Genomic DNA, 18264 nt, shown 5'->3' on the forward strand with positions numbered 1-18264 from the left:
GCCAGGACCTGGCCTGGCTGGTCACCGCCATGGCGACACGGGACGGTGGTCCCCTTGTGCCTGGTCCGAATGGGGCTACGCTGGCGACTGGACGTCCTGGACCCCGGCGCTCACTGCGAGTTGACACGGATGCACCCGGGCGGCCCCCTGTGAGGTCGCCCGATGCTTCCCCCGCGGACGCCGGCCCGATACCCGAACTCTCCCGGCGTACGGCCGCATTCAGAGACACACGGCACCGCGCCCGGAGTCCATGACCGTGCCCTGGGGCATCAGGAAGGACCGTTGCTCCAGTCTTCCCCTCGCGAAGACACGCACGTCCTGCCCCGCACCACGGCGCCGTGCCGACCTCTTCCGGACGGAGGCACCATGCCCACCTCCCATAGGCTGCCAGCGCATTTGCACGGTACTGATGGCCGGGTCCTGATCACCGGGGCAGGCGAACCCGGCAACGATCCGGTGCCACGTACGGGACCTTCCCAGAGGCTTCGGCCAGTGCAGCCGGGCTCCGAGCCCGGCTCCCGGAGCCCACGGTGGTGACCACACCGACCGGGACACGAACCGCCGACGCGGAACCCCACGACCCCCAGGTCGAACGGCTCCTCGCACGCCGACGCTCGGTCGTTGCCTGGTGCGACCGTCACCTGATGGCCATCCACGCCCTGTCCACCCTCATGACGGACGACCCGGGCATTGTCGAGGCGGCCCTGTCCGAGGTACTCACCGACCCCGTCGACCCTCCCGCGGTCTTCGGCAAGGGCGAGAGCCCCGGCTTCGCTGTCCCCGCTCCTCACCGAGCACCCCCACGGCCCGCTCCCGCACACCTGCCCGCGGCCAGAGACCGCTGTCCCGACAGCGCCGCCTCCCCTCTCGACCGCATCGAGCTGGCTCTCCACCTCATCGGTGACCGCTCCTGCGTCACCGTCTCCCGAACACTCGGCCTGCCCGAGCGCTCTGTCGCCGCCCGCCTCAGTTCGGGGCTGTGGGTGCTGTTCACCCCCTGCGACGGCGATACCAGCTACTTGCCGCAGGGCCGGCTCTCTTCCGGGTGCCGTTAGGCCTCCCACGTGAACAGCGGGAGGGAGGGAAACCTCATATCAGTACCCGGGTGAACGCCGCAGCGTCCGGCACACCTCCGGGGCCGCAGGCCACGGTCGAGGCCGCTCCGCTCCGCCGTCTCGACCTGGACGAACTGGCCTGTGTGCGGTTCCCTCCCGGGCGTCCGAGCGGATTCTGGAGACCGAGACCCGTCCACGAACTGCTGAACAGCGGCACGCTCGTCATCTGCGCGGGCGGGGGAGGCGTCCCCGTCACCGCCCGACCGTGTCACCGGAGTGGAAGCCGTTGCCGACAAGGACCTCAGCGCTGCGGTGCTCACCGGGGACCTGAAGGCCGACTTCCTGCTCATCCTCACGGACGTACCCTGCGTCTGTGACGGCTACGGCATCCCGGACCAGCGGCCCGTCCTCCACGCCCGCCCCCGCCGAACTGCGCCCGGGCGGCTTCCCCGACGGTTCGACGGGGCCCAAGGCCGAGGCCGCCGCACGGTGCGTCGAGCGGACTGGTGGGCAGCCGCGATCGGTGCCCTGGACGCGGCGTACGAGATCGTCCACGGCAGGTCGGGCACGCTGGTCCGGCCGGATCCGCCCGTCGCCGGGAGAGGCGGGGACGCCGTGCGCCAGGAGCTTGGTGTCCGCGTGTGCCTCGAAACGGGGGAACATCAGCCGGGCGAGCTCGCCCCGCAGACACGGGCCAGCGCCTCGTCCTCGCCGACCGTCCTCTCGTCGACGAGCGCCTCGGCGATGCGGAACGCGGCCTCGGCGGTGCGCTTGCCGACCCGGGTCTGGAGCATCCGCAGGGTGCCGCGCTCGACAGTGAACTCGATGTCGCATCGCGGTACCGGTGCTCAAGGGTCCGCAAGTGAGCGACGAGTCGCCGGTACAAGGCCGGGTCAAGGCGGTCCAGTTCGGCGAGCGGTACGGCGTTGCGGATGCCGGCGACGACATCCTCGTCCTGGGCGTCGGGCAGGTAGTCGCCGTAGACGCCGCGGTCGCCTGGCCGCGGGTGAAGGGCACGCCGGTGCCGCTGCCTCTGGAGGTCGCGGGCGGCCCGAGGTTGCCGGAGACCATGACCAGGATGTTGACGGCGGCGCCCAGGTCGTCGGGGATGTGCTCGCGCCGCCGGTAGAGGCGGGCACGCTCACTGTTCCAGGAGCGGAGGCTGCTCGACCGGGTCCTGCGGGAACTCCTCACCGGCCGCGTCCCGGATCACCTTCCTGAAGTCCTCGACGAGCTGGGCGGGGTCGTCGGTGGGGCCGTGCCGGTCGAACAGCTCCGGCGGAGCGATGCCGAGGACGGTACGGCCGTACATCTGGAGGAGCCGGCGGTAGGAGTACCACGCGAAGCGCTCGTTGCCGGTGGTCTTGGCAGGCCCCAGGCCGGAGTCGTCGCCGAGGCGATGTCGAGGATCGTCTCCATCGTCCCAGGCATCGAGACTTGTTGCCCGAGCGCACGGACAGGAGCAGCGGGTTGTCCCGGCCGCCCAGCTCCTCGGGTTCCGCGCCGGTGGCCAGGCACTCCCGGCAGGCGCGGGTGGTGACGGTGAAGCAAGGGGGTACGGGCGGTCCCACCCGGGTCATCTCCGCGAGGTTCGCCCCCTTGGCGCCGAGGAAGTCCGCCATGTCACAGCCGCCTTCGGCGGATGTGTACACGTACCGGGTCATCTCTCACCCTCCGGGCCTGTTCAGACGTGCGGGACGAGGGCGACGGGGCAGGGCGCGTGATGCAGCGCCGCGTGCGCGACGGGGCCGAGGTGGGTGCCGAGACGGGATTCGCGGATCCGGCGTCCCACCACGAGGAGGGCCGCGCCGGCCGAGGCGCCGATCAGCTTGTCGGCGGCACGTCCTTCGGCGACGCTCTCGGCGACGGCGACCTCGGGGAACTTCTCGCACCAGGGCCGCAGTGCGGCGGCCACGGCGTGCTCCCGCTCCGCCCGTAGCTCCGGGCTGCTCACCGGGGCGATGCTGTCCGCCACGGCGAAGTCCGGCGGACGGCTGAAGGCGTGGATCACGCGCAGCGAGGAGCCCCGGCGTCCGGCGGCGTCGAAGGCGAACTCGATCAGTTCGTCGCAGGGCCGGCCGGTGTCGAGACCGAGGACGACATCGCGGTACGGGATCCCGGGTATCTCGTCCGGGGAGATGCCGTCAGGTGCCGAGAAGTGCTCGTCGGCGGTGCTCCCGCCCGCCCTCACCAACACCACGGGACGGGGTGCCCTGGCGACGACCCGCTGCGACACCGACCCCATCAGGAACCCCGCGACGCCGCCGAGCCCACGGGAGCCGAGGACCAGCAGCTCGGCCTGCTCGGCCGCCTTGAGGAGGGCTGAGACCGGCGAGTCCGCCAGCGCCTGTCCGATGACCTGCAGGCCTGGGTGCGCGGCGCGCACGCTGTCCGCCGCCCGTTCCGGCAGGTCCTCGGCCAGGGCCCGTTCGGACATGTCCGCGGGCACGGACGCAGCCGGACGCGGATGCCACTCCCAGGCATGCACCAGGCACAGCGCGGCGCCCCGGCGCGTGGCTTCCCGGGCCGCCCAGTGCGCGGCTGCCAGGCTTTCGGGAGAACCGTCGATCCCCGCGGTGACATGTCGAAGCATGATCAGTACCTCCAGTGTTGCTGCCCGTGGGTTTCTCTCCTTCCATCGAGCCTGGTACCGGGACGAGCAGCGGCGCAGAGGCCGGGCAGGCCCTTGCGAGGGGCCCTTCGGCCCTGATGTTGTCCCGCCGTGCACGGCCCGGCGGGCTCCCGCACCTCGCGGCACGAGCAACGGGCCATGCAGATCGCCCCGGCCGATGCCATGCGGCCCGGTCTGGGGGCCGGGTGGCCCATGGCGGAGGAGGGGAGATGGGGAGAGATTGGAGTCGGCAGGGTCGCGCTCCAGGAAGAGGCAGGACCATGAACGCTTCCCCTACATCCACCTTTGCACCCACCATGCTGCGGGCGTTGCCCGCCGATCACCGCGAGCGGCTGATGCGCCTCGCCCGCGAGGTGTCGTTCCCGCAGGGCACCCGCCTCTTCGAGGAGGGCGGGCGGGCCGACCGGTTCTGGATCATCCGTACCGGCGCGATCGCCCTCGACATGCACGTGCCCGGCCGTCGAGCAGCCGTCATCGAGACACTCGGGCACAACGAACTCGTCGGCTGGTCCTGGTTGTTCGGACCGCACGCCTGGTGCCTGGGCACCGAGACGACGAGCCCGGTGCGCGCGTACGAGTTCGACGCCGAGGCGGTTCGGGCCATGTGCCGGGCCGATCCCGTGCTGGGAATGGCAGTGACCCAGTGGGTGGGCGACGTCGTCGCCCGCCGACTGCGGTCGGCGAGGACCCGCCTGCTGGACGTGTACGCGCCCTACGGCAGCGGCAGCTCTCGCTGACCCGTCCACGACGGAATCGTCGGAACCGACCAAGGAGTCACCGTGCACGGCACCCCGCACATCGTGAGCGACGTGATGACCCACACCGTCGGCTCCATCGGCCGCAGGGCCGACTTCAAGGAGATCGTGCAGCTGATGGAGCAGTGGAACGTCAGTGCCCTTCCCGTTCTGGAGGGCGCAGGAGGGGGTCAGGGGCGGGTGGTCGGCGTCGTCTCCGAGGCCGACCTGCTGTACAAGGAGGAGTTCCGCGACGCCGACCCCGACCGTGACACACAGCTGCGGCGCTTCTCCGATCTCGCCAAGGCCGGCGCCGTGACCGCCGAGGAGCTGATGACGTCGCCGGCCCTGACCGTCCGCGCGACCGCGACGCTCGCGCAGGCCGCCCGCACCATGGCGCACGCCAAGGTCAAGCGGCTCCCCGTCGTTGACGACTCAGGCAGGCTGGAAGGCGTTGTCAGCCGCGGTGATCTGCTGAAGGTGTTCCTGCGGGACGACGAGGATGTCGCCGAGGAGGTCCGCAGGGAAGTCGTGCCGTACCTGTTCCCCGCGTCGTACTCGTCTGTGCGTGTGCAGGTGAAGGAGGGGATCGTCACACTCGCCGGGCGCGTCAGGGACACCTCTGTGGTGCCCGTGGCCGCACGCCTGGTGCGGGCCGTCGAGGGGGTGGTGGGCGTGGAGTGCGAGCTCGCGGGCCCGACGCGCCGCCCGGAGCAATGACCGTCGGCCGAACCCGAGGGCATCGCCCGGTTGCGCCGGTCCGCCCTGGTGCATCCGTTTCACAGGGGTGACCATCGTCATCACAGTCGGCATGTGGTCCGTAGTCCCTGGTCCACCAGCGAACGAGGGGTCGTCATGACCGAGGCACGTACCTTCACGCAGCAGAACCCGATCCGGGTCTTCCTGCTGGACGACCACGAGATCGTACGGCGCGGCCTCACCGACCTGCTGGACTCCGAGCCGGACATCTCGGTGGTAGGCGACGCGGACAGCGCCGAGCACGCGCTGGTGCGCGGGCCGGCGCTGCGCCCGGACGTGGCGGTCCTCGACGTACGCCTGCCGGACAGTGACGGGATCAGTGTCTGCCGTGAGCTGCGCAGCCGGATGCCGGAGCTGGCCTGTCTGATGCTGACGTCGTTCGACGACGAGGAGGCCCTGCTCGACGCGATCATGGCCGGGGCGGCGGGCTATGTGCTCAAGCAGATCAGGGGTTCCGACCTGGTCGGGGCGGTCCGCACGGTAGCTTCCGGCCAGTCGATGCTGGATCCGACGACGACCGGCCGCCTGATGCGCTCCCTGCGCGCGGACCCCGCCGAGGGACCGGCGCTCGCACCTGAGCTCACCGGCCTGTCACCCCGCGAGCGGGACATCCTCGCGCTGATCGGGGACGGGCTCACCAACCGTGAGATCGGCAAGAAGCTCTACCTGTCCGAGAAGACGGTGAAGAACCACATCTCCCGGCTGCTCGCCAAGCTCGGCGTCCAGCGCCGCGTCCAGGCGGCGGTCCTGGCCAGCCATCTGGAACAGCCCGCCTCCACCGACCGCCCGACGCGATGAGCCCGCCCTGCCCCGCCTCGCCGTCCGGGCCGGCGGAGCGGAGGCCTTCCGCGGTCAGGTTTCGTCCGCGGCACCGCCCGCACGCACGGGGACCCGCCACAGCAGTCGCGTTCCGCCGCCCTCCGGCCGTTCACCGAGTGCGAGAGTTCCGCCGAGGGTGACGGCCCGCTCCTTGATGTTCGTCAGCCCGCTGCGTTCGACTCCGTCCGGCACCCCGCAGCCGTCGTCCGTGACCGTGAGCGTCAACTCGCCCCTGGCACACTGAAGTCGGACGTCCACCGCCTGCGCTCCGGAGTGCCGGGCCGCGTTGCTGAGGGCCTCACCGAGCACCGCGACCGCATGGTCGGCGATGTCGCCGGGGACATCGGTCTCGACGAGGCCCTCGATGCGCAGTGCGGGCGCGAATCCGAGAGACGTGACCGACGCTCTCACCACCTCGGACACCCGGCTGCGCAAGCCGTCGCTCTCCCGCCCGACCCCGCTGTGGGTGCGCAGTCCGAAGATCGTGGAACGAATGATCTTGATGGTGTCGTCGAGGTCGTCGACGGTCCGGGTCAGCCGCTCCATGCCCTCGGGGTGCTCCATGAAGCGCTGGGTGCTCTGCAGGGTCATGCCGGCCGCGAAGAGCCGCTGGATGGCGAGGTCATGGAGGTCGCGGGCGATGCGGTCACGGTCCTTGAGCAGCGTGAGCTGTTCCGCGTCCCGCCGCCGTTCGGCCAGCTCCAGGGCGAGCGCCGCCTGGTCGGCGAACCCGAGCAGCGGTCCGGTGTCCACGTCGCCGAACGGCGTACCTGCTGGTACGCGCCCCAGCAACAACACGCCCCGCGCCTTGCCGCCGGCACCGAGCGGCACCGCGACCACAGGTCCGAGCCCGGCCCACTGGGCTTCGCCCTCGCCTGTGCGCGCATCGTGCTCGATGTCGGCGCTGACCACCGGTTCGGCCGCGCCGAGTGCCGCTCCGACAAAACCGTCGCGCGCGGACAGCACCAGACCGCTGCGTTCCTCTCGGCCCAGGCCGACCGCCAGGGCCGGCCGCAGTGTCTCCTCGCCCGGTACGTGTTCCGCGATCAGTCCCATGTCGGCGGAGACGATCTTGCGGGCCTCGTCGACGATCAGTTCCAGGACGTCCGGGCTCGGCGCACCGGTCAGGAGCATGCTGGTGACCTTGCCGCTGGCCCGCTGCCAGCGTTCGCGCAGCCTGGTCTCCTCGTACAGCCGTGCGTTCTCGATGGCCACCCCGGCGGCGACCGCCAGCGTCGACAGGACGGACTCGTCCTCCACATCGAATTCCCTGGCGCTGCGTTTTTCGGTGAGGTAGAGGTTCCCGAAGACCTCGTCGCGCACCCGGATCGGTACGCCGAGGAAGGAGCGCATCGGCGGATGGTTGGCCGGGAAGCCGTACGACGCCGGGTGCTCCGACAGCTCCGGCAGCCGCAGTGGCACCGGGTGCCGGATCAGCTCTCCGAGGAGCCCGTGTCCACTGGGCAGCGCCCCGATCTCCGAGTGCCCCTCCTCGCCGATGCCGACGGTCAGGAACTCGGACAGCTTCTGGTCACCGCCGATCACACCCAGCGCTCCGTACTCGGCGTCCACCAGCACCACCGCGGCCTCGACGATGCTGCGCAGCACCTGTGGCAGGTCGAGCTCCCGTCCGACGGAGAGGACGGCCTCCAGCAGGCTGTGCAGACGGTCCCGCGTGCCCCGTACGGCGTCGATACGCACCTGTAGCTCGTCCAGCAGCTCGTCGAGCCGCAGCTTGGGCACATGCTCCTCGGTACCGCTGTGTCGATCCTCGCTCATACTTCCTCCGACCGACACAGCGGACAGGGCGGCTCGAACCGGTTCCCCTGTCTTCACCGTACTGCCCGGGGGCCTCGATATGACCGTCGGACGGGCCGAGGCCAGGTCGGCATCCCGGCGGCGCGGACCGCTCCCTCAAGCACAGCGCCGGCTCCAGAACGGCCCCGTCGCCGGCGCTTCCCGCTCCCGCACGCCCGTCTGACGGCGCCGGACGACCGTGGCGCTGGCCTCGGCTGCACCGGCCACCACCCTGACCGCGCTGATCCGTGCCCGCCCGCAGGGGCCGGTCCCGTGCACGGGTCACAGGGTCCGGGGGGTCCCGACGGGACCCGTCCTCCGGCGAACACAGTGCCCAGGGGCGCACTCACCGGCAAGACGGCGGACGGGGACGGGAGGAGGCGCGCATGGTTCAGCTCCCTTGTGACACACCCGCGAGTTCACTGCTGATCCGAGTGGCCCACGCCTCGATCTCCGTGAAGTCGCGGAAGTCTCCGCCCTTGCCGGAGGAGAGGATCTTCCGGGCGATGAATCCCTTCGCTCCCTCGTCGAGGCAGCCGCCGAAGGTGACGTGTTCCCTGGCGTCGAGCCGGATCATGGCCCGCTTCACGCCGGGGACGGGCGGGATGTCCCGCTCCGAGGCCGAGGGGTCGAGCGGGCCGCTGCTGAACATCCACAGCGGGCGTCCGGCCAGTGCGCGGCCGTGGCGGCGGACGAAGCGGCGGGCGTGCTTCTGCCAGCGTCCGGCGTACACCCCGCCTCCGACCACCACGGCCTCGTACGACGCCACGCTCGCCACGGACTGTGCGGGCAGTACATCGACCGTCAGGCCGGCCTTGCGCAGGACCTCGGCCACGGCCTCGGCGATCTGCGCGGTCGATCCGTTCGTCGTTCCGTAGGCGACCAACACACTGCTGGGCATGGCGGTCCGCCTCCTCTCACAGGTTGTGCAGCTCGGAGTCTGCGTGCCGGACCGTCAGGTCGGTTTCGGAGATCATCCTGATCACCCGGACGACCTCGGTGGTCAGCATGGCGCCGACCTTGTTGTGCTTCATGTGCTTTCCTCCTCAGCGCAGTCGGCGCAGATAGGGGTCCTGAGCCCTGCGCGGCAGAAGGCGGACGCGTGCGTCGAGCACGGTGACCGCGTCAGGTGTCGCGAGGACGGGGTTGAAGTCGGCCTCGGCGAGCTGTGGCAGGTCGCCCGCCATGCGGGACAGGCGCAGCAGCAGTTGCTCCAGACCCTGGAGGTCGACGGGTCCGCTGCCGTGTGCCCCGAACAGGAGCGGTGCGCAGCGCGGTGCGGTGATCAGGTCGTGTACGTCGTGGTCGGTCAGCGGGGCGAGGCGGGCGGCGTGGTCGGCCAGGACCTCGGTCGCGGTGCCGCCGAGGCCGAACAGTACGAGCGGGCCGAAGACCTCGTCCTGCACGACTCCCGCGAACAGTTCGGTGCCGCGGGCGGCGAGCGGCTGGACGACCACGCCGGTCATCAGGCCGGCGAACCGGGCCTCGAAGTCCCGGAAGGCGGCGCGTACTTGGGAGTCGCCCTGGAGGTCGAGGTGCACGGCGTGCTGTTCGCTCTTGTGGAGCTGGCCGGGCCAGTGAGCCTTCATGACCACCCGGCCGTCGGGGCCGCGCAGCCGTTCGGCCGCGATGACGGCGTCGTCCTCCGTCTGCGCCCAGGACCACGGGAGCTGGGGAATGCCGTAGCAGGTGAGGAGTTCGGCGCAGGTGCGCGGATCGAGCCGGCCGCCGTCCGGGTGGGCGGCGAGGTACGTCTCGGCGACCGCGCGGGCCCGGGCCGTGTCGACCCCCGCGAGCTCCGGGATCGTGCCCGCCGCCCGGCTCAACCAGGCCGCGCGGTGAGCGGCGTGGGTCAGCGCACGTGCTGCCGCACCGGGTTCGGCGTACGAGGGAATCACACCGCCCTCCGTGGCCGGCAACAGCCGGACGGGCAGGTCCTGCTCCAGGCGTACGACGGCGACGGGAAGGGCACGGTGTGCGGGGCCGCTGGTGAGGGCCCGCACGAGGTCGTCGCCGGTCGCGGCCGCGACGGCCGTGGGGACGAGGGCCAGCAGGACGGCGTCGATCCCCGGATGCCGCATGATCCGGTCCACGCAGTCCCCGAGCTGCTCCTCCGTGACGGCGACGGTGACGTTGACGGGGTTGCCCGCGGTGGCACCGTCGGGAAGTAGGGCAGTCAGGATTTCGACCACCGAGGGTGTGAGCGGCGGAATCGACAGCCCCGCCTCCGCGCAGGCGTCGGCGGCCAGGACACCCGCGCCGCCCGCGTTGGTGACGATGGCCACACGGGTTCCGGCCGGCAGCGGCTGGGAGTGCAACAAAGCCGCGGTTTCGAGGAGTTCGCCCACCGAGCGGGTGGCGGTGATCCCGGCCTGGGTGAACAGCGCCTGCCGGGTCATGGTCGGGGTCGCGGCGGCCGCGGTGTGCGAGGCGGCGGCGCGACGGCCGGCGGCGGTGCGGCCCGCGTCGACCGTCAGCACGGGCATGCGGCGGGTCACGCGCCGTGCGGTACGAGAGAACGCGCGCGGGTTTCCGAAGGATTCCAGGTGCAGCAGGGCTAGGTCGGTGCGGTCGTCGCTCTCCCACCACTGGAGCATGTCGTTGCCGCTGACGTCGTACTTGTCGCCGAGCGAAGCGAAGGACGAGACACCGATGCCGAGCCGGGACAGCCCGTCGAGCAGGGCGATGCCGACGCCGCCGGACTGCACGGCGACGCCCGCCGTGCCGGGGCGTGGATGGGCCGCCGCGAAGGTGGCGTCGAGGGAGAGTGCCGGGTCGGTGTTGGTGATGCCGAGGGAGTTGGGGCCGACGAGGCGCATGCCGTACGTGCGGCAGGCGGCCATGAGTGCTTCCGCCTGCCGGCTGTCGAGGCCGGCCGAGACGACGAGCAGTGCCCGTACTCCGGCCTTGCCGCACTCCTCCGCGGTGTCGGGGAGGGCTGCCGCGGGCACCGCGAGGACGGCGAGATCCGGGACCTTGGGCAGCGCGCTGACCGAGGGGTGGGACGGCACGCCGAGGATCGAGGTGGCACAGGGGTTCACCGCGAAGAGCCGTCGGGTGAAGCCGCCCTCGTGCAGATGATGCAGGAGGGCCCGCCCCACCGATCCCGGCCTGCGCCCGGCGCCTACCACGGCGATCGCGGTCGGCCGCAGCAGCGGCTCCAGGCTGGCCACGTCGGCGGCCCGGCCGCGGGCCTCGACGGCAGATCGATAGCCGTGGTCGTCCTCGTCGTCGTTCTCGTTCAGTGCGATGACGCAGCGCACCTCCGGACCCTCGAAACGGCGTGCGGTGCGCAGGCCCAGGTCGGTGAAGAGCCGAAGGACTTCATGGTTCTCCGAGAGTGCGTCCGCCGTGAACGTGGTGATGCCGTCCGCACGGGCGGCGGAGACCAGATGCTCGATGAGGAGTGTGCCGACGCCACGGTGGTGCAGTCCGTCGGCCACCGCGATGGAGATCTCGGCCGTGGCCGCGTCGCCGCCGACCTCGTACTCGGCCAGGCCGATCACCTGCCCCTGCGACTCGGCCATCAGCGCCCGGTAGCCCGGGCGCGGCGGCGCACACGCCCGGTCGGTGGCCATCGCTGCGGAACGCCGGCTCACCGCGAAGAACCGCAGCCGCAGACTCTCCGCGGACATCTCCTCGTAGAGCCCCTGCAGCTGCTCGTGATCGCCCGGCCGCACAGGGCGTATGCACACGGTGGTGCCGTCCGAGAGCAGGGCATGGACCGTGGGTCGGCTGAGCGTGTCATACGTCATCGTGGGTCTCCTCCAAAGCCTTCTGACACTTCGAGCATCCAGCGGATCGGGCAGTGACCGCATGGGCTGTCCGGGGGTGCTTTGGGGGCCGATCGGCCCTGGAGCCCGGTCCCGCACGGCAACGGCCCAGGCCGGCACCCGGCGGACGTCGCGGGTGCGGGCGTGGGCCCGGCCGGGGTGACGGTGACGCCGGTGTACGGGTCGGCGCCCTCAGTCGTCGGCCACCAGCGCCGTGAGATCCAGGAGCCGGTTGGTGTAGCCCCACTCGTTGTCGTACCAGCCGAAGACCTTGACAAGATTGCCGTGCGCCTGCGTCAGCGCCGGGTCGAAGACGCAGGAAGCGGGGTCGCCGATGACGTCGCGGGAGACGATGGGCGCCTTCGACACGCGGAGGATGCCGTTCAACGGACCCTGAGCGGCTTCGGCGAAGACCGTGTTTATCTCGTCCACCGTCGCCTCGCGCCGCAGCACCACCGCGAGGTCCGTGAGCGAGCCGTCCTCGACGGGCACGCGGACTGCGATGCCCTCCAGCGCACCCGCCAGTTCCGGCAGCACCAGGCCGACCGCGCGGGCGGCTCCCGTGCTGGTCGGGATGATGCTCAGCGCCGCGGAGCGGGCCCGGCGCAGGTCCTTGTGCGGGCCGTCCAGCAGGGACTGGTCGCTGGTGTAGCCGTGGATGATGGTCATCGTTCCGCGGTCGATGCCGAAGGTCTCGTGGAGAACCTTGACCATGGGTGCGACACAGTTGGTGGTGCAGGAGGCCGCCGACACGATCCGGTCACTGTGGCGGTCGTACGTGCCGTCGTTGACGCCCATCACGATGGTGGCGTCCGGGTTCTTGCCGGGCGCGGAGAGCAGCACCGTGTGGGCGCCGCTTTTCAGGTGCAGTGCGGCCAAGTCGCGATCACGGAAGTGCCCGGTGGACTCGATGACGATGCCGGCTCCGTAGTCGGCCCATTGGAGGGCGGCCGGGTCGCGTTCGGCGGTGACGGCGATGCGATGGCCGTCGACGGTGATCGAACTGTCGTCGTGGGTGATCTCGCGTCCGATCCGGCCGAACGTCGAGTCGTACTCCAGTAGATGGGCCAGGGTGGCGGGCGGAGCGATGTCGTTGACGGCGACCACCACGACGTACTGGGTGCCCGCCTCCGCCCGGCCGAGGGCCGCGCGGAGGTAGGTGCGGCCTATGCGGCCGAAGCCGTTGATGCCGACGCGTACGGTCATGGCGTTGAACTCCTTTGCGGGTAAGGGTGTTCAGCCTGTCCAGGTCCAGTCGGTGACCTCGGGCAGGTCGGTGCCGTGCTCGCGGATCCAGGCGTGGTGGCGGGTGCGGGCGTCGGCCATCTCCTGCCGTACGGCGGCGGCGCGGACGGCGAGTCCGGGGACCCGGTCGATGACGTCCATGACCAGCCGGTAGCGGTCCATGTCGTTGCGGACGACCATGTCGAACGGCGTGGTCGTGGTGCCCATCTCCTTGTAGCCGCGGACGTGGAGGTTGGCGTGGCCGGTGCGGCGGTAGGAGAGGCGGTGGATCAGCCAGGGGTAGCCGTGGTAGGCGAAGATCACCGGCTTGTCGGTCGTGAACAGGCCGTCGTACTCGAAGTCGCCCATTCCGTGCGGGTGTTCCTCGCGCGGCAGCAGCCGGGCCAGGTCGACGACGTTGACGACCCGGACGGCGAGTTCCGGCAGATGGCGCCGCAGCAGATCGGAGGCTGCCAGGATTTCCAGGGTGGGCACGTCGCCCGCACAGGCGAGGACGACATCCGGTTCCCGCTCGCCGTTCTCACTGCCGGCCCAGTCCCAGATCCCGGCGCCGCGGGCGCAGTGGGCGCGGGCCTCGTCCATGGACAGCCAGTCGAAACAGGGCTGCTTGCCGGCCACGATCACGTTGACGTAGTCCCGGCTGCGCAGGACGTGATCCGCCACGGACAGCAGGGTGTTGGCGTCCGGTGGCAGGTAGACCCGGACGACCTCGGGGCTCTTGCTGAGGACATGGTCGATGAACCCGGGGTCCTGGTGCGAGAAGCCGTTGTGGTCCTGACGCCACACATGCGACGTCAGGAGGTAGTTGAGGGAGGCGATCGGGGCCCGCCACGACAACTCCCGCGATGTCTTGAGCCACTTGATGTGTTGGTTGACCATCGAGTCGACGATGTGCACGAACGCCTCGTAGCAGGAGAACAGTCCGTGCCGTCCGGTGAGGAGATAGCCCTCCAGCCAGCCCTGGCAGAGGTGTTCGGAGAGGATCTCCATGACCCGGCCGTGCCGGTCCAGGTGCTCGTCCACCTGAAGGATCTGGGCCTGCCAGGCCTTGCCGCTGGCGTTGAAGACGGCGCCGAGCCGGTTGGACGCGGTCTCGTCCGGGCCCACCAGGCGGAAGTCGCGCCGTGCCGATGTCTCCCGCATGACCTGTTCGAGGAGGTCGCCGAGGACCCGGGTGGGCTCGTGCAGGGTGGCGCCCGGCTTGTCGACGGGGACGGCGAAGCGGTCGAGGGAGGGCATCGGCAGGTCACGTACGAGCAGACCGCCGTTGGCATGTGGGGTGGCGCCCAGTCGGCGGGTCCCCTCGGGGACACAGGCGAGGACGTCGGCGGCGGGCTGCCCGTCGGCGCCGAACAGTTCCTCGGGACGGTACGAGCGCAGCCAGGTCTCCAACTGTCGCAGGTGCTCCGGGTTCTCGCGTACGGCGGACAGCGGGACCTGATGGGCGCGCCAGGTGCCCTCGACCGGGACTCCGTCGACCTCGGCGGGCCCCGTCCAGCCCTTCGGCGTGCGCAGCACGATCATGGGCCAGCGCGCGCGCTCGGTCACGCCGTCCTCGCGGGCCGTGCGCTGCATCAGGGCGATGCGGTCCAGCGCCTGGTCGAAGGCGTCGGCCATGGCACGGTGGACCTGGTGCGGGTCGTCGCTGGTGACATGGATCGGCTCGTGGCCGTAGCCGCGCAGCAACTCGTCGAGTTCCGACTCCGGGAGCCTGGACAGCACGGTCGGGTTGGCGATCTTGTAGCCGTTGAGGTGCAGGATCGGCAGGACTGCGCCGTCGTGCACCGGGTCGAGGAACTTGTTGGAGTGCCAGGACGCGGCGAGCGGCCCGGTCTCCGCTTCACCGTCGCCGATCACACAGGCGACCAGCAGGTCCGGGTTGTCGAAGGCGGCGCCGTAGGCGTGCGCGAGTGAGTAGCCGAGCTCGCCGCCCTCGTGGATCGAGCCGGGTGTCTCCGGTGCGACATGGCTGGGTACTCCGCCGGGGAATGAGAACTGCCGGAAAAGCCGGTCCATACCCGCCGCGTCCCGCGAGACGTCCGGGTAGGTCTCGCTGTAGCTGCCCTCCAGCCAGGAGTTCGCGAGCACCGCAGGCCCGCCGTGGCCGGGACCCCATACGCACAGCGCGTCGAGACCGCGCCCCTTGATCACCCGGTTGAGGTGCGTGTACACGAGGTTGAGGCCCGGGGAAGTGCCCCAGTGGCCGAGCAGCCGGGGCTTGATGTGGGCGGCGGTGAGGGGTTCGGTGAGGAGCGGGTTGGCCATCAGGTAGATCTGGCCGACGGCCAGGTAGTTGGCGGCCCGCCAGTGGGCGTCCAGGGTGTGCAGTTCCTCGTCGGTCAGCACGGTGCTGTTCCGGTGTTCGACCTTGGGCATGGTTACTCCGTAAGTCATCGAGGCGAGTCGGACTTCAGGAAGGGGCGCGAACCGAGGGCGCCCGCTCGTCGTGGTGTTCGAAGGGCGCCGCGTTCAAACGCGTCCCGGAGCACGTGAACCCGCGCGTTGTGCACACGGAGGCGCTCTGAGCCGGTCATGCCCTTTGGGGTACGACGGCCACCGGGCAGGCGGAGTGGTGCAGGACCGCGTGGGCGACCCGGCCGAGCTGGAGCCCGGCGTGGCCGTGGCGCCGCTGGGCGCCGACGACGAGCAGGCCGGCATCGGCCGAGGCGTCGAGCAGCACCTCGTGTGCGGGGCCTTCGGCCGTACGCCGGTGCAGCTCCACACCCTCCGGGGCATCCCGCAGCGCCGCGTCCAGGGTCTGAACGGCCCGCTCCTCGTGCAGTCGGGCGGGTCCGCCGGTCATCAGAGGATGGTCGGTGGTCTCGTGCCCGGAGCACCGCCAGGCGCGTACTGCCTCCAGGGGCACCCGGCGCCGCGCCGCCTCCTGGAAGGCGAAACGCACGGCCTCCGAGTTCTCCGACTCCTCGCCGACCCCCAGCACGACGGGCCCGCGCATCGCGGACTTCGCCCGGTTGTCGTGGCTGCCGCGCAGCACGATCACCGGGCAGTCGGCGCGGGCGGCGACCGCGAGGCTGACCGAGCCGAGCAGCAGCTCGGCGATGCCGCCGCGGCCGCGCGAGCCCAGGACCAGTGCGGAAGCGATACAGGCCTCGCGCAGCAGAGCGGGCACCGGTTCCTCGGGCAGTACCTCGGTGGAGATCTTCACGTCCGCCTCGCGGCGGTGCGCACGCTTCGCGGCGGCCTCGACGATGGTGTCGGCCAGCACCTGCTCCGAGGTTCTGCCAAGACCCGTGGCGAGGGCGGGACCCTCGTAGTGTTCCCACAGCGAGGCGTACACCAGCCTCAGTGGCACCCCGCGCAGGGCGGCCTCGTCGGCCGCCCAGTCCACGGCGCGCAGACTCGGCTCGGAACCGTCGACGCCCACGACCAGGGGGAGTTCCATCGCCGTCACCTTCCCGGGGCCATGTCGAAGACGATCCGTGCCTTGATGTCGCCGCGCAGCACCTCGTCGATGGACTCGTTGACGCCGGTGAGCGGCCGTGTCTCGTAGACGACCCTGGTGCGGCCTGCCGAGTGGAGCTGGAAGACCTCGGCCAGGTCCTGCCGGGTGCCCACGATGGAGCCGATCACCGAGGTGCCGTTCAGCACCGTGTCGAAGATCGGGACCTGGATCGTGCCGTGCGCCGGCAGGGCCACCATCACGAGCTTCCCGCCGCGCCGCAGCCCGGCGTACGCCGCCGAGAACGCCGCCTCGTTCACCGCGAGCGCGACGGCGGCATGCGCACCGCCGTACCGTCGCAGCACCTCTCCCGGGTCCTGCTTGCGGGCGTCGATGACGAGGTCGGCACCGAGTTCCGCGGCGAGTTCGAGCTTCTCGTCGGTGACGTCGATCGCGGCGACGGTCGCCCCGGCGATCTTCGCGTACTGCACCGCCAGGTGGCCCAGTCCTCCGACACCGGAGATGGCTACCAGCTGGGTCGGCTTGACGTCGGCGACCTTGAGCGCCTTGTACGTGGTGACGCCTGCGCAGGTCAGCGGTGCGGCCTCCAGGGCGCTGATGCCCTGGGGCACCGGTTGGGCGAAGTCGGCCCAGGCCAGCATCTTCTCCGCGTACCCGCCGTCGCACCCGTATCCGGTGTTGATCTGCTGCTCGCACAGCGTCTCCCGGCCGGACAGGCAATACTCGCATCGCCCGCACGTCCTGCCCAACCAGGGAACGGCGACGCGCTGCCCCGGTGCGAGGTGCGTGACGCCGTCGCCGAGGGCCTCGACCAGGCCGACGCCCTCGTGGCCGGGGACGAACGGCGGGCTCGGCCTGACCGGCCAGTCTCCGCGGGCGGCGTGGATGTCGGTGTGGCACAGCCCGCAGGCCTCGACCCGGACCCGGACCTGTCCGGGGCCGGGCTCGGGATCGGGACGCTCCTCGATGACCAGGGGCTCGCCGAAGGCTCGTACGACTGCTGCCTTCATGGACTCTCTCCTCCTCGGAGCAGGTCAGCCGTGTGCGACGACGGCGACGGGGGCGGTGGAGTGGTGCAGTACGGCGTGTGTGATCGGGCCGACGCGGGCGCCGAGCGGGCTGCGGCGGATGCGGCGGCCCACGACGACCAGGGAGGCCTCGCGGGAAGCGTCGACCAGGTGAATGGCGGCCGTTCCGTACCGGGACTCCTCGACGACCTCGACGGTGGAGAACTTCTGCCGCCACGGGCGCAGGAGATCGGTCAGGGCGGTGGCCTGCTGCCGGGACAGCTCGGTATGGAGTTCGAGGTCGGAGGAGAGGCCGTAGGCGTAGTAGGGCGGCGGGTTCCAGCCGTGGACGACCCGCAGGGAGGTGGCGCGGCGGCCGGCCGCGTCGAAGGCGAACTCGACGAGCGAGGGGTCCGGGTCGTCGGTGTCCAGACCCAGGACCACGGGCCGGTAGGGGGCCGCGGCGGACGGGATGCCCGTCGGATCCATCAGGTGCTCGTCGGCGGCCTGTTCACCGGCCCGTACGAGGACCACGGGCCGCTCGGCGTGCGCCACGACGGCGAGGCCGACCGAGCCCACCAGGAACCCGGCGACCCCGCTCATCCCGCGCGAGCCCAGGACGAGCAGCGCGGCGTCCTCGGCCAGGTGCGCCAGGATCTCGCCGGGCCGGCCGGAGACCTGCTCCGCGGTGATCTCGACACCGGGGTGCCGCAGCCTCAGTCCTTCCGCGGACTCACGGCAGATCCGCCCCCACCCTTCTGCCGGGGGCGCATCCGTCTCGCTTCGCCCGGTCCCGTGCTGCTGGGGCTCGGCGCCCAGGAGCGGGGCCTGCGCCATCGGCGTGGGAACCGGCTCCCCGACGTTGACGAGCTTCAGCCGCAGGCCGCGCAGCCTGGCCTCCCTGGCCGCCCATTCGGCGGCGGCGCGGCTCTCGGGCGAGCCGTCGAGGCCCACAGTGACGGTGCGGGGCATGGTCGCCACCTCCTGAATCGGGATCGCACGATCCGATTCCAGACTGGTGT

General features: G+C 71.2%; 13 protein-coding genes and 2 pseudogenes. 5 read left to right on the top strand and 10 right to left on the bottom strand.

Features of this window, described 5'->3' with window-relative positions; all coding sequences use genetic code 11:
* Window positions 1-644: 644 nt before the first annotated feature.
* Complete coding sequence (locus ACFVYN_RS39510) at window positions 645-1055, top strand: hypothetical protein (protein WP_390007361.1); 411 nt, start codon at window positions 645-647, stop codon at window positions 1053-1055.
* Between the two features lie 148 nt (window positions 1056-1203).
* Window positions 1204-1640, top strand: a pseudogene (locus ACFVYN_RS39515) (carbamate kinase); the annotation flags it as partial.
* A gap of 9 nt (window positions 1641-1649) precedes the next feature.
* Here ACFVYN_RS39515 and ACFVYN_RS39520 read toward each other — a convergent pair.
* Window positions 1650-2719 (bottom strand): annotated as a pseudogene (locus tag ACFVYN_RS39520) (PEP/pyruvate-binding domain-containing protein); the annotation flags it as partial.
* 20 nt (window positions 2720-2739) lie between these two features.
* Window positions 2740-3648, bottom strand: a complete 909-nt coding sequence (locus ACFVYN_RS39525) for a universal stress protein (protein WP_390007364.1) — start codon at window positions 3646-3648, stop codon at window positions 2740-2742.
* A 299-nt stretch (window positions 3649-3947) separates the two neighbouring features.
* On the opposite strand from ACFVYN_RS39525, the gene ACFVYN_RS39530 reads away from it, so the two are divergent.
* The 3 genes from ACFVYN_RS39530 (at window position 3948) to ACFVYN_RS39540 (ending at window position 5978) form a co-directional block, all read left to right on the top strand.
* The gene (locus ACFVYN_RS39530) at window positions 3948-4424 is read left to right on the top strand and encodes a Crp/Fnr family transcriptional regulator (RefSeq protein WP_390007366.1); all 477 of its coding nucleotides are present in this window, start codon (window positions 3948-3950) and stop codon (window positions 4422-4424) included.
* A gap of 42 nt (window positions 4425-4466) precedes the next feature.
* Complete coding sequence (locus ACFVYN_RS39535; RefSeq protein ID WP_390007369.1) at window positions 4467-5141, top strand: CBS domain-containing protein; 675 nt, start codon at window positions 4467-4469, stop codon at window positions 5139-5141.
* 135 nt (window positions 5142-5276) lie between these two features.
* Entirely contained in the window at window positions 5277-5978 is a 702-nt protein-coding gene (locus ACFVYN_RS39540) for a response regulator (RefSeq protein WP_390007372.1), read from the top strand.
* 54 nt (window positions 5979-6032) lie between these two features.
* Here ACFVYN_RS39540 and ACFVYN_RS39545 read toward each other — a convergent pair whose 3' ends face one another.
* The 8 genes from ACFVYN_RS39545 to ACFVYN_RS39580 form a co-directional block, all read right to left on the bottom strand.
* Entirely contained in the window at window positions 6033-7778 is a 1746-nt protein-coding gene (locus ACFVYN_RS39545; RefSeq protein ID WP_390007375.1) for a GAF domain-containing protein, read from the bottom strand.
* A 409-nt stretch (window positions 7779-8187) separates the two neighbouring features.
* Window positions 8188-8697 carry a flavodoxin domain-containing protein gene (locus ACFVYN_RS39550; protein ID WP_390007378.1) on the bottom strand — a complete coding sequence of 170 codons (510 nt, stop codon included), beginning with the start codon at window positions 8695-8697 and terminating at the stop codon, window positions 8188-8190.
* A gap of 145 nt (window positions 8698-8842) precedes the next feature.
* Complete coding sequence (locus ACFVYN_RS39555) at window positions 8843-11551, bottom strand: GNAT family N-acetyltransferase (RefSeq protein ID WP_390007380.1); 2709 nt, start codon at window positions 11549-11551, stop codon at window positions 8843-8845.
* A 210-nt stretch (window positions 11552-11761) separates the two neighbouring features.
* A complete protein-coding gene (gap, locus tag ACFVYN_RS39560; protein WP_390007383.1) occupies window positions 11762-12775 on the bottom strand; it encodes a type I glyceraldehyde-3-phosphate dehydrogenase in 1014 nt (337 codons plus the stop codon).
* 30 nt (window positions 12776-12805) lie between these two features.
* Entirely contained in the window at window positions 12806-15190 is a 2385-nt protein-coding gene (locus tag ACFVYN_RS39565) for a phosphoketolase (protein ID WP_390007386.1), read from the bottom strand.
* 154 nt (window positions 15191-15344) lie between these two features.
* A complete protein-coding gene (locus tag ACFVYN_RS39570) occupies window positions 15345-16217 on the bottom strand; it encodes a universal stress protein (protein ID WP_390007389.1) in 873 nt (290 codons plus the stop codon).
* Window positions 16218-16222: 5 nt separating this feature from the next.
* Window positions 16223-17245 (bottom strand): alcohol dehydrogenase AdhP, encoded by a 1023-nt coding sequence (adhP, locus tag ACFVYN_RS39575; protein WP_390007392.1) that lies wholly within the window; start codon window positions 17243-17245, stop codon window positions 16223-16225.
* A 24-nt stretch (window positions 17246-17269) separates the two neighbouring features.
* Entirely contained in the window at window positions 17270-18214 is a 945-nt protein-coding gene (locus ACFVYN_RS39580; RefSeq protein ID WP_390007394.1) for a universal stress protein, read from the bottom strand.
* Window positions 18215-18264 lie beyond the last annotated feature (50 nt).

The organism is Streptomyces sp. NPDC058307, assembly GCF_042880295.1.
In the GTDB taxonomy this organism is placed as follows: Bacteria; Actinomycetota; Actinomycetes; order Streptomycetales; family Streptomycetaceae; genus Streptomyces.

What these genes read in the sequence shown, in the direction of transcription:
- ACFVYN_RS39510 (WP_390007361.1), top strand. Translation starts at nt 645, where the DNA reads ATGGCCATCCACGCCCTGTCCACCCTCATGACGGACGACCCGGGCATT.
- ACFVYN_RS39525 (WP_390007364.1), bottom strand. Translation starts at nt 3,648, where the DNA reads ATGCTTCGACATGTCACCGCGGGGATCGACGGTTCTCCCGAAAGCCTG.
- ACFVYN_RS39530 (WP_390007366.1), top strand. Translation starts at nt 3,948, where the DNA reads ATGAACGCTTCCCCTACATCCACCTTTGCACCCACCATGCTGCGGGCG.
- ACFVYN_RS39540 (WP_390007372.1), top strand. Translation starts at nt 5,277, where the DNA reads ATGACCGAGGCACGTACCTTCACGCAGCAGAACCCGATCCGGGTCTTC.
- ACFVYN_RS39545 (WP_390007375.1), bottom strand. Translation starts at nt 7,778, where the DNA reads ATGAGCGAGGATCGACACAGCGGTACCGAGGAGCATGTGCCCAAGCTG.
- ACFVYN_RS39550 (WP_390007378.1), bottom strand. Translation starts at nt 8,697, where the DNA reads ATGCCCAGCAGTGTGTTGGTCGCCTACGGAACGACGAACGGATCGACC.
- ACFVYN_RS39555 (WP_390007380.1), bottom strand. Translation starts at nt 11,551, where the DNA reads ATGACGTATGACACGCTCAGCCGACCCACGGTCCATGCCCTGCTCTCG.
- gap (WP_390007383.1), bottom strand. Translation starts at nt 12,775, where the DNA reads ATGACCGTACGCGTCGGCATCAACGGCTTCGGCCGCATAGGCCGCACC.
- ACFVYN_RS39565 (WP_390007386.1), bottom strand. Translation starts at nt 15,190, where the DNA reads ATGCCCAAGGTCGAACACCGGAACAGCACCGTGCTGACCGACGAGGAA.
- ACFVYN_RS39570 (WP_390007389.1), bottom strand. Translation starts at nt 16,217, where the DNA reads ATGGAACTCCCCCTGGTCGTGGGCGTCGACGGTTCCGAGCCGAGTCTG.
- adhP (WP_390007392.1), bottom strand. Translation starts at nt 17,245, where the DNA reads ATGAAGGCAGCAGTCGTACGAGCCTTCGGCGAGCCCCTGGTCATCGAG.
- ACFVYN_RS39580 (WP_390007394.1), bottom strand. Translation starts at nt 18,214, where the DNA reads ATGCCCCGCACCGTCACTGTGGGCCTCGACGGCTCGCCCGAGAGCCGC.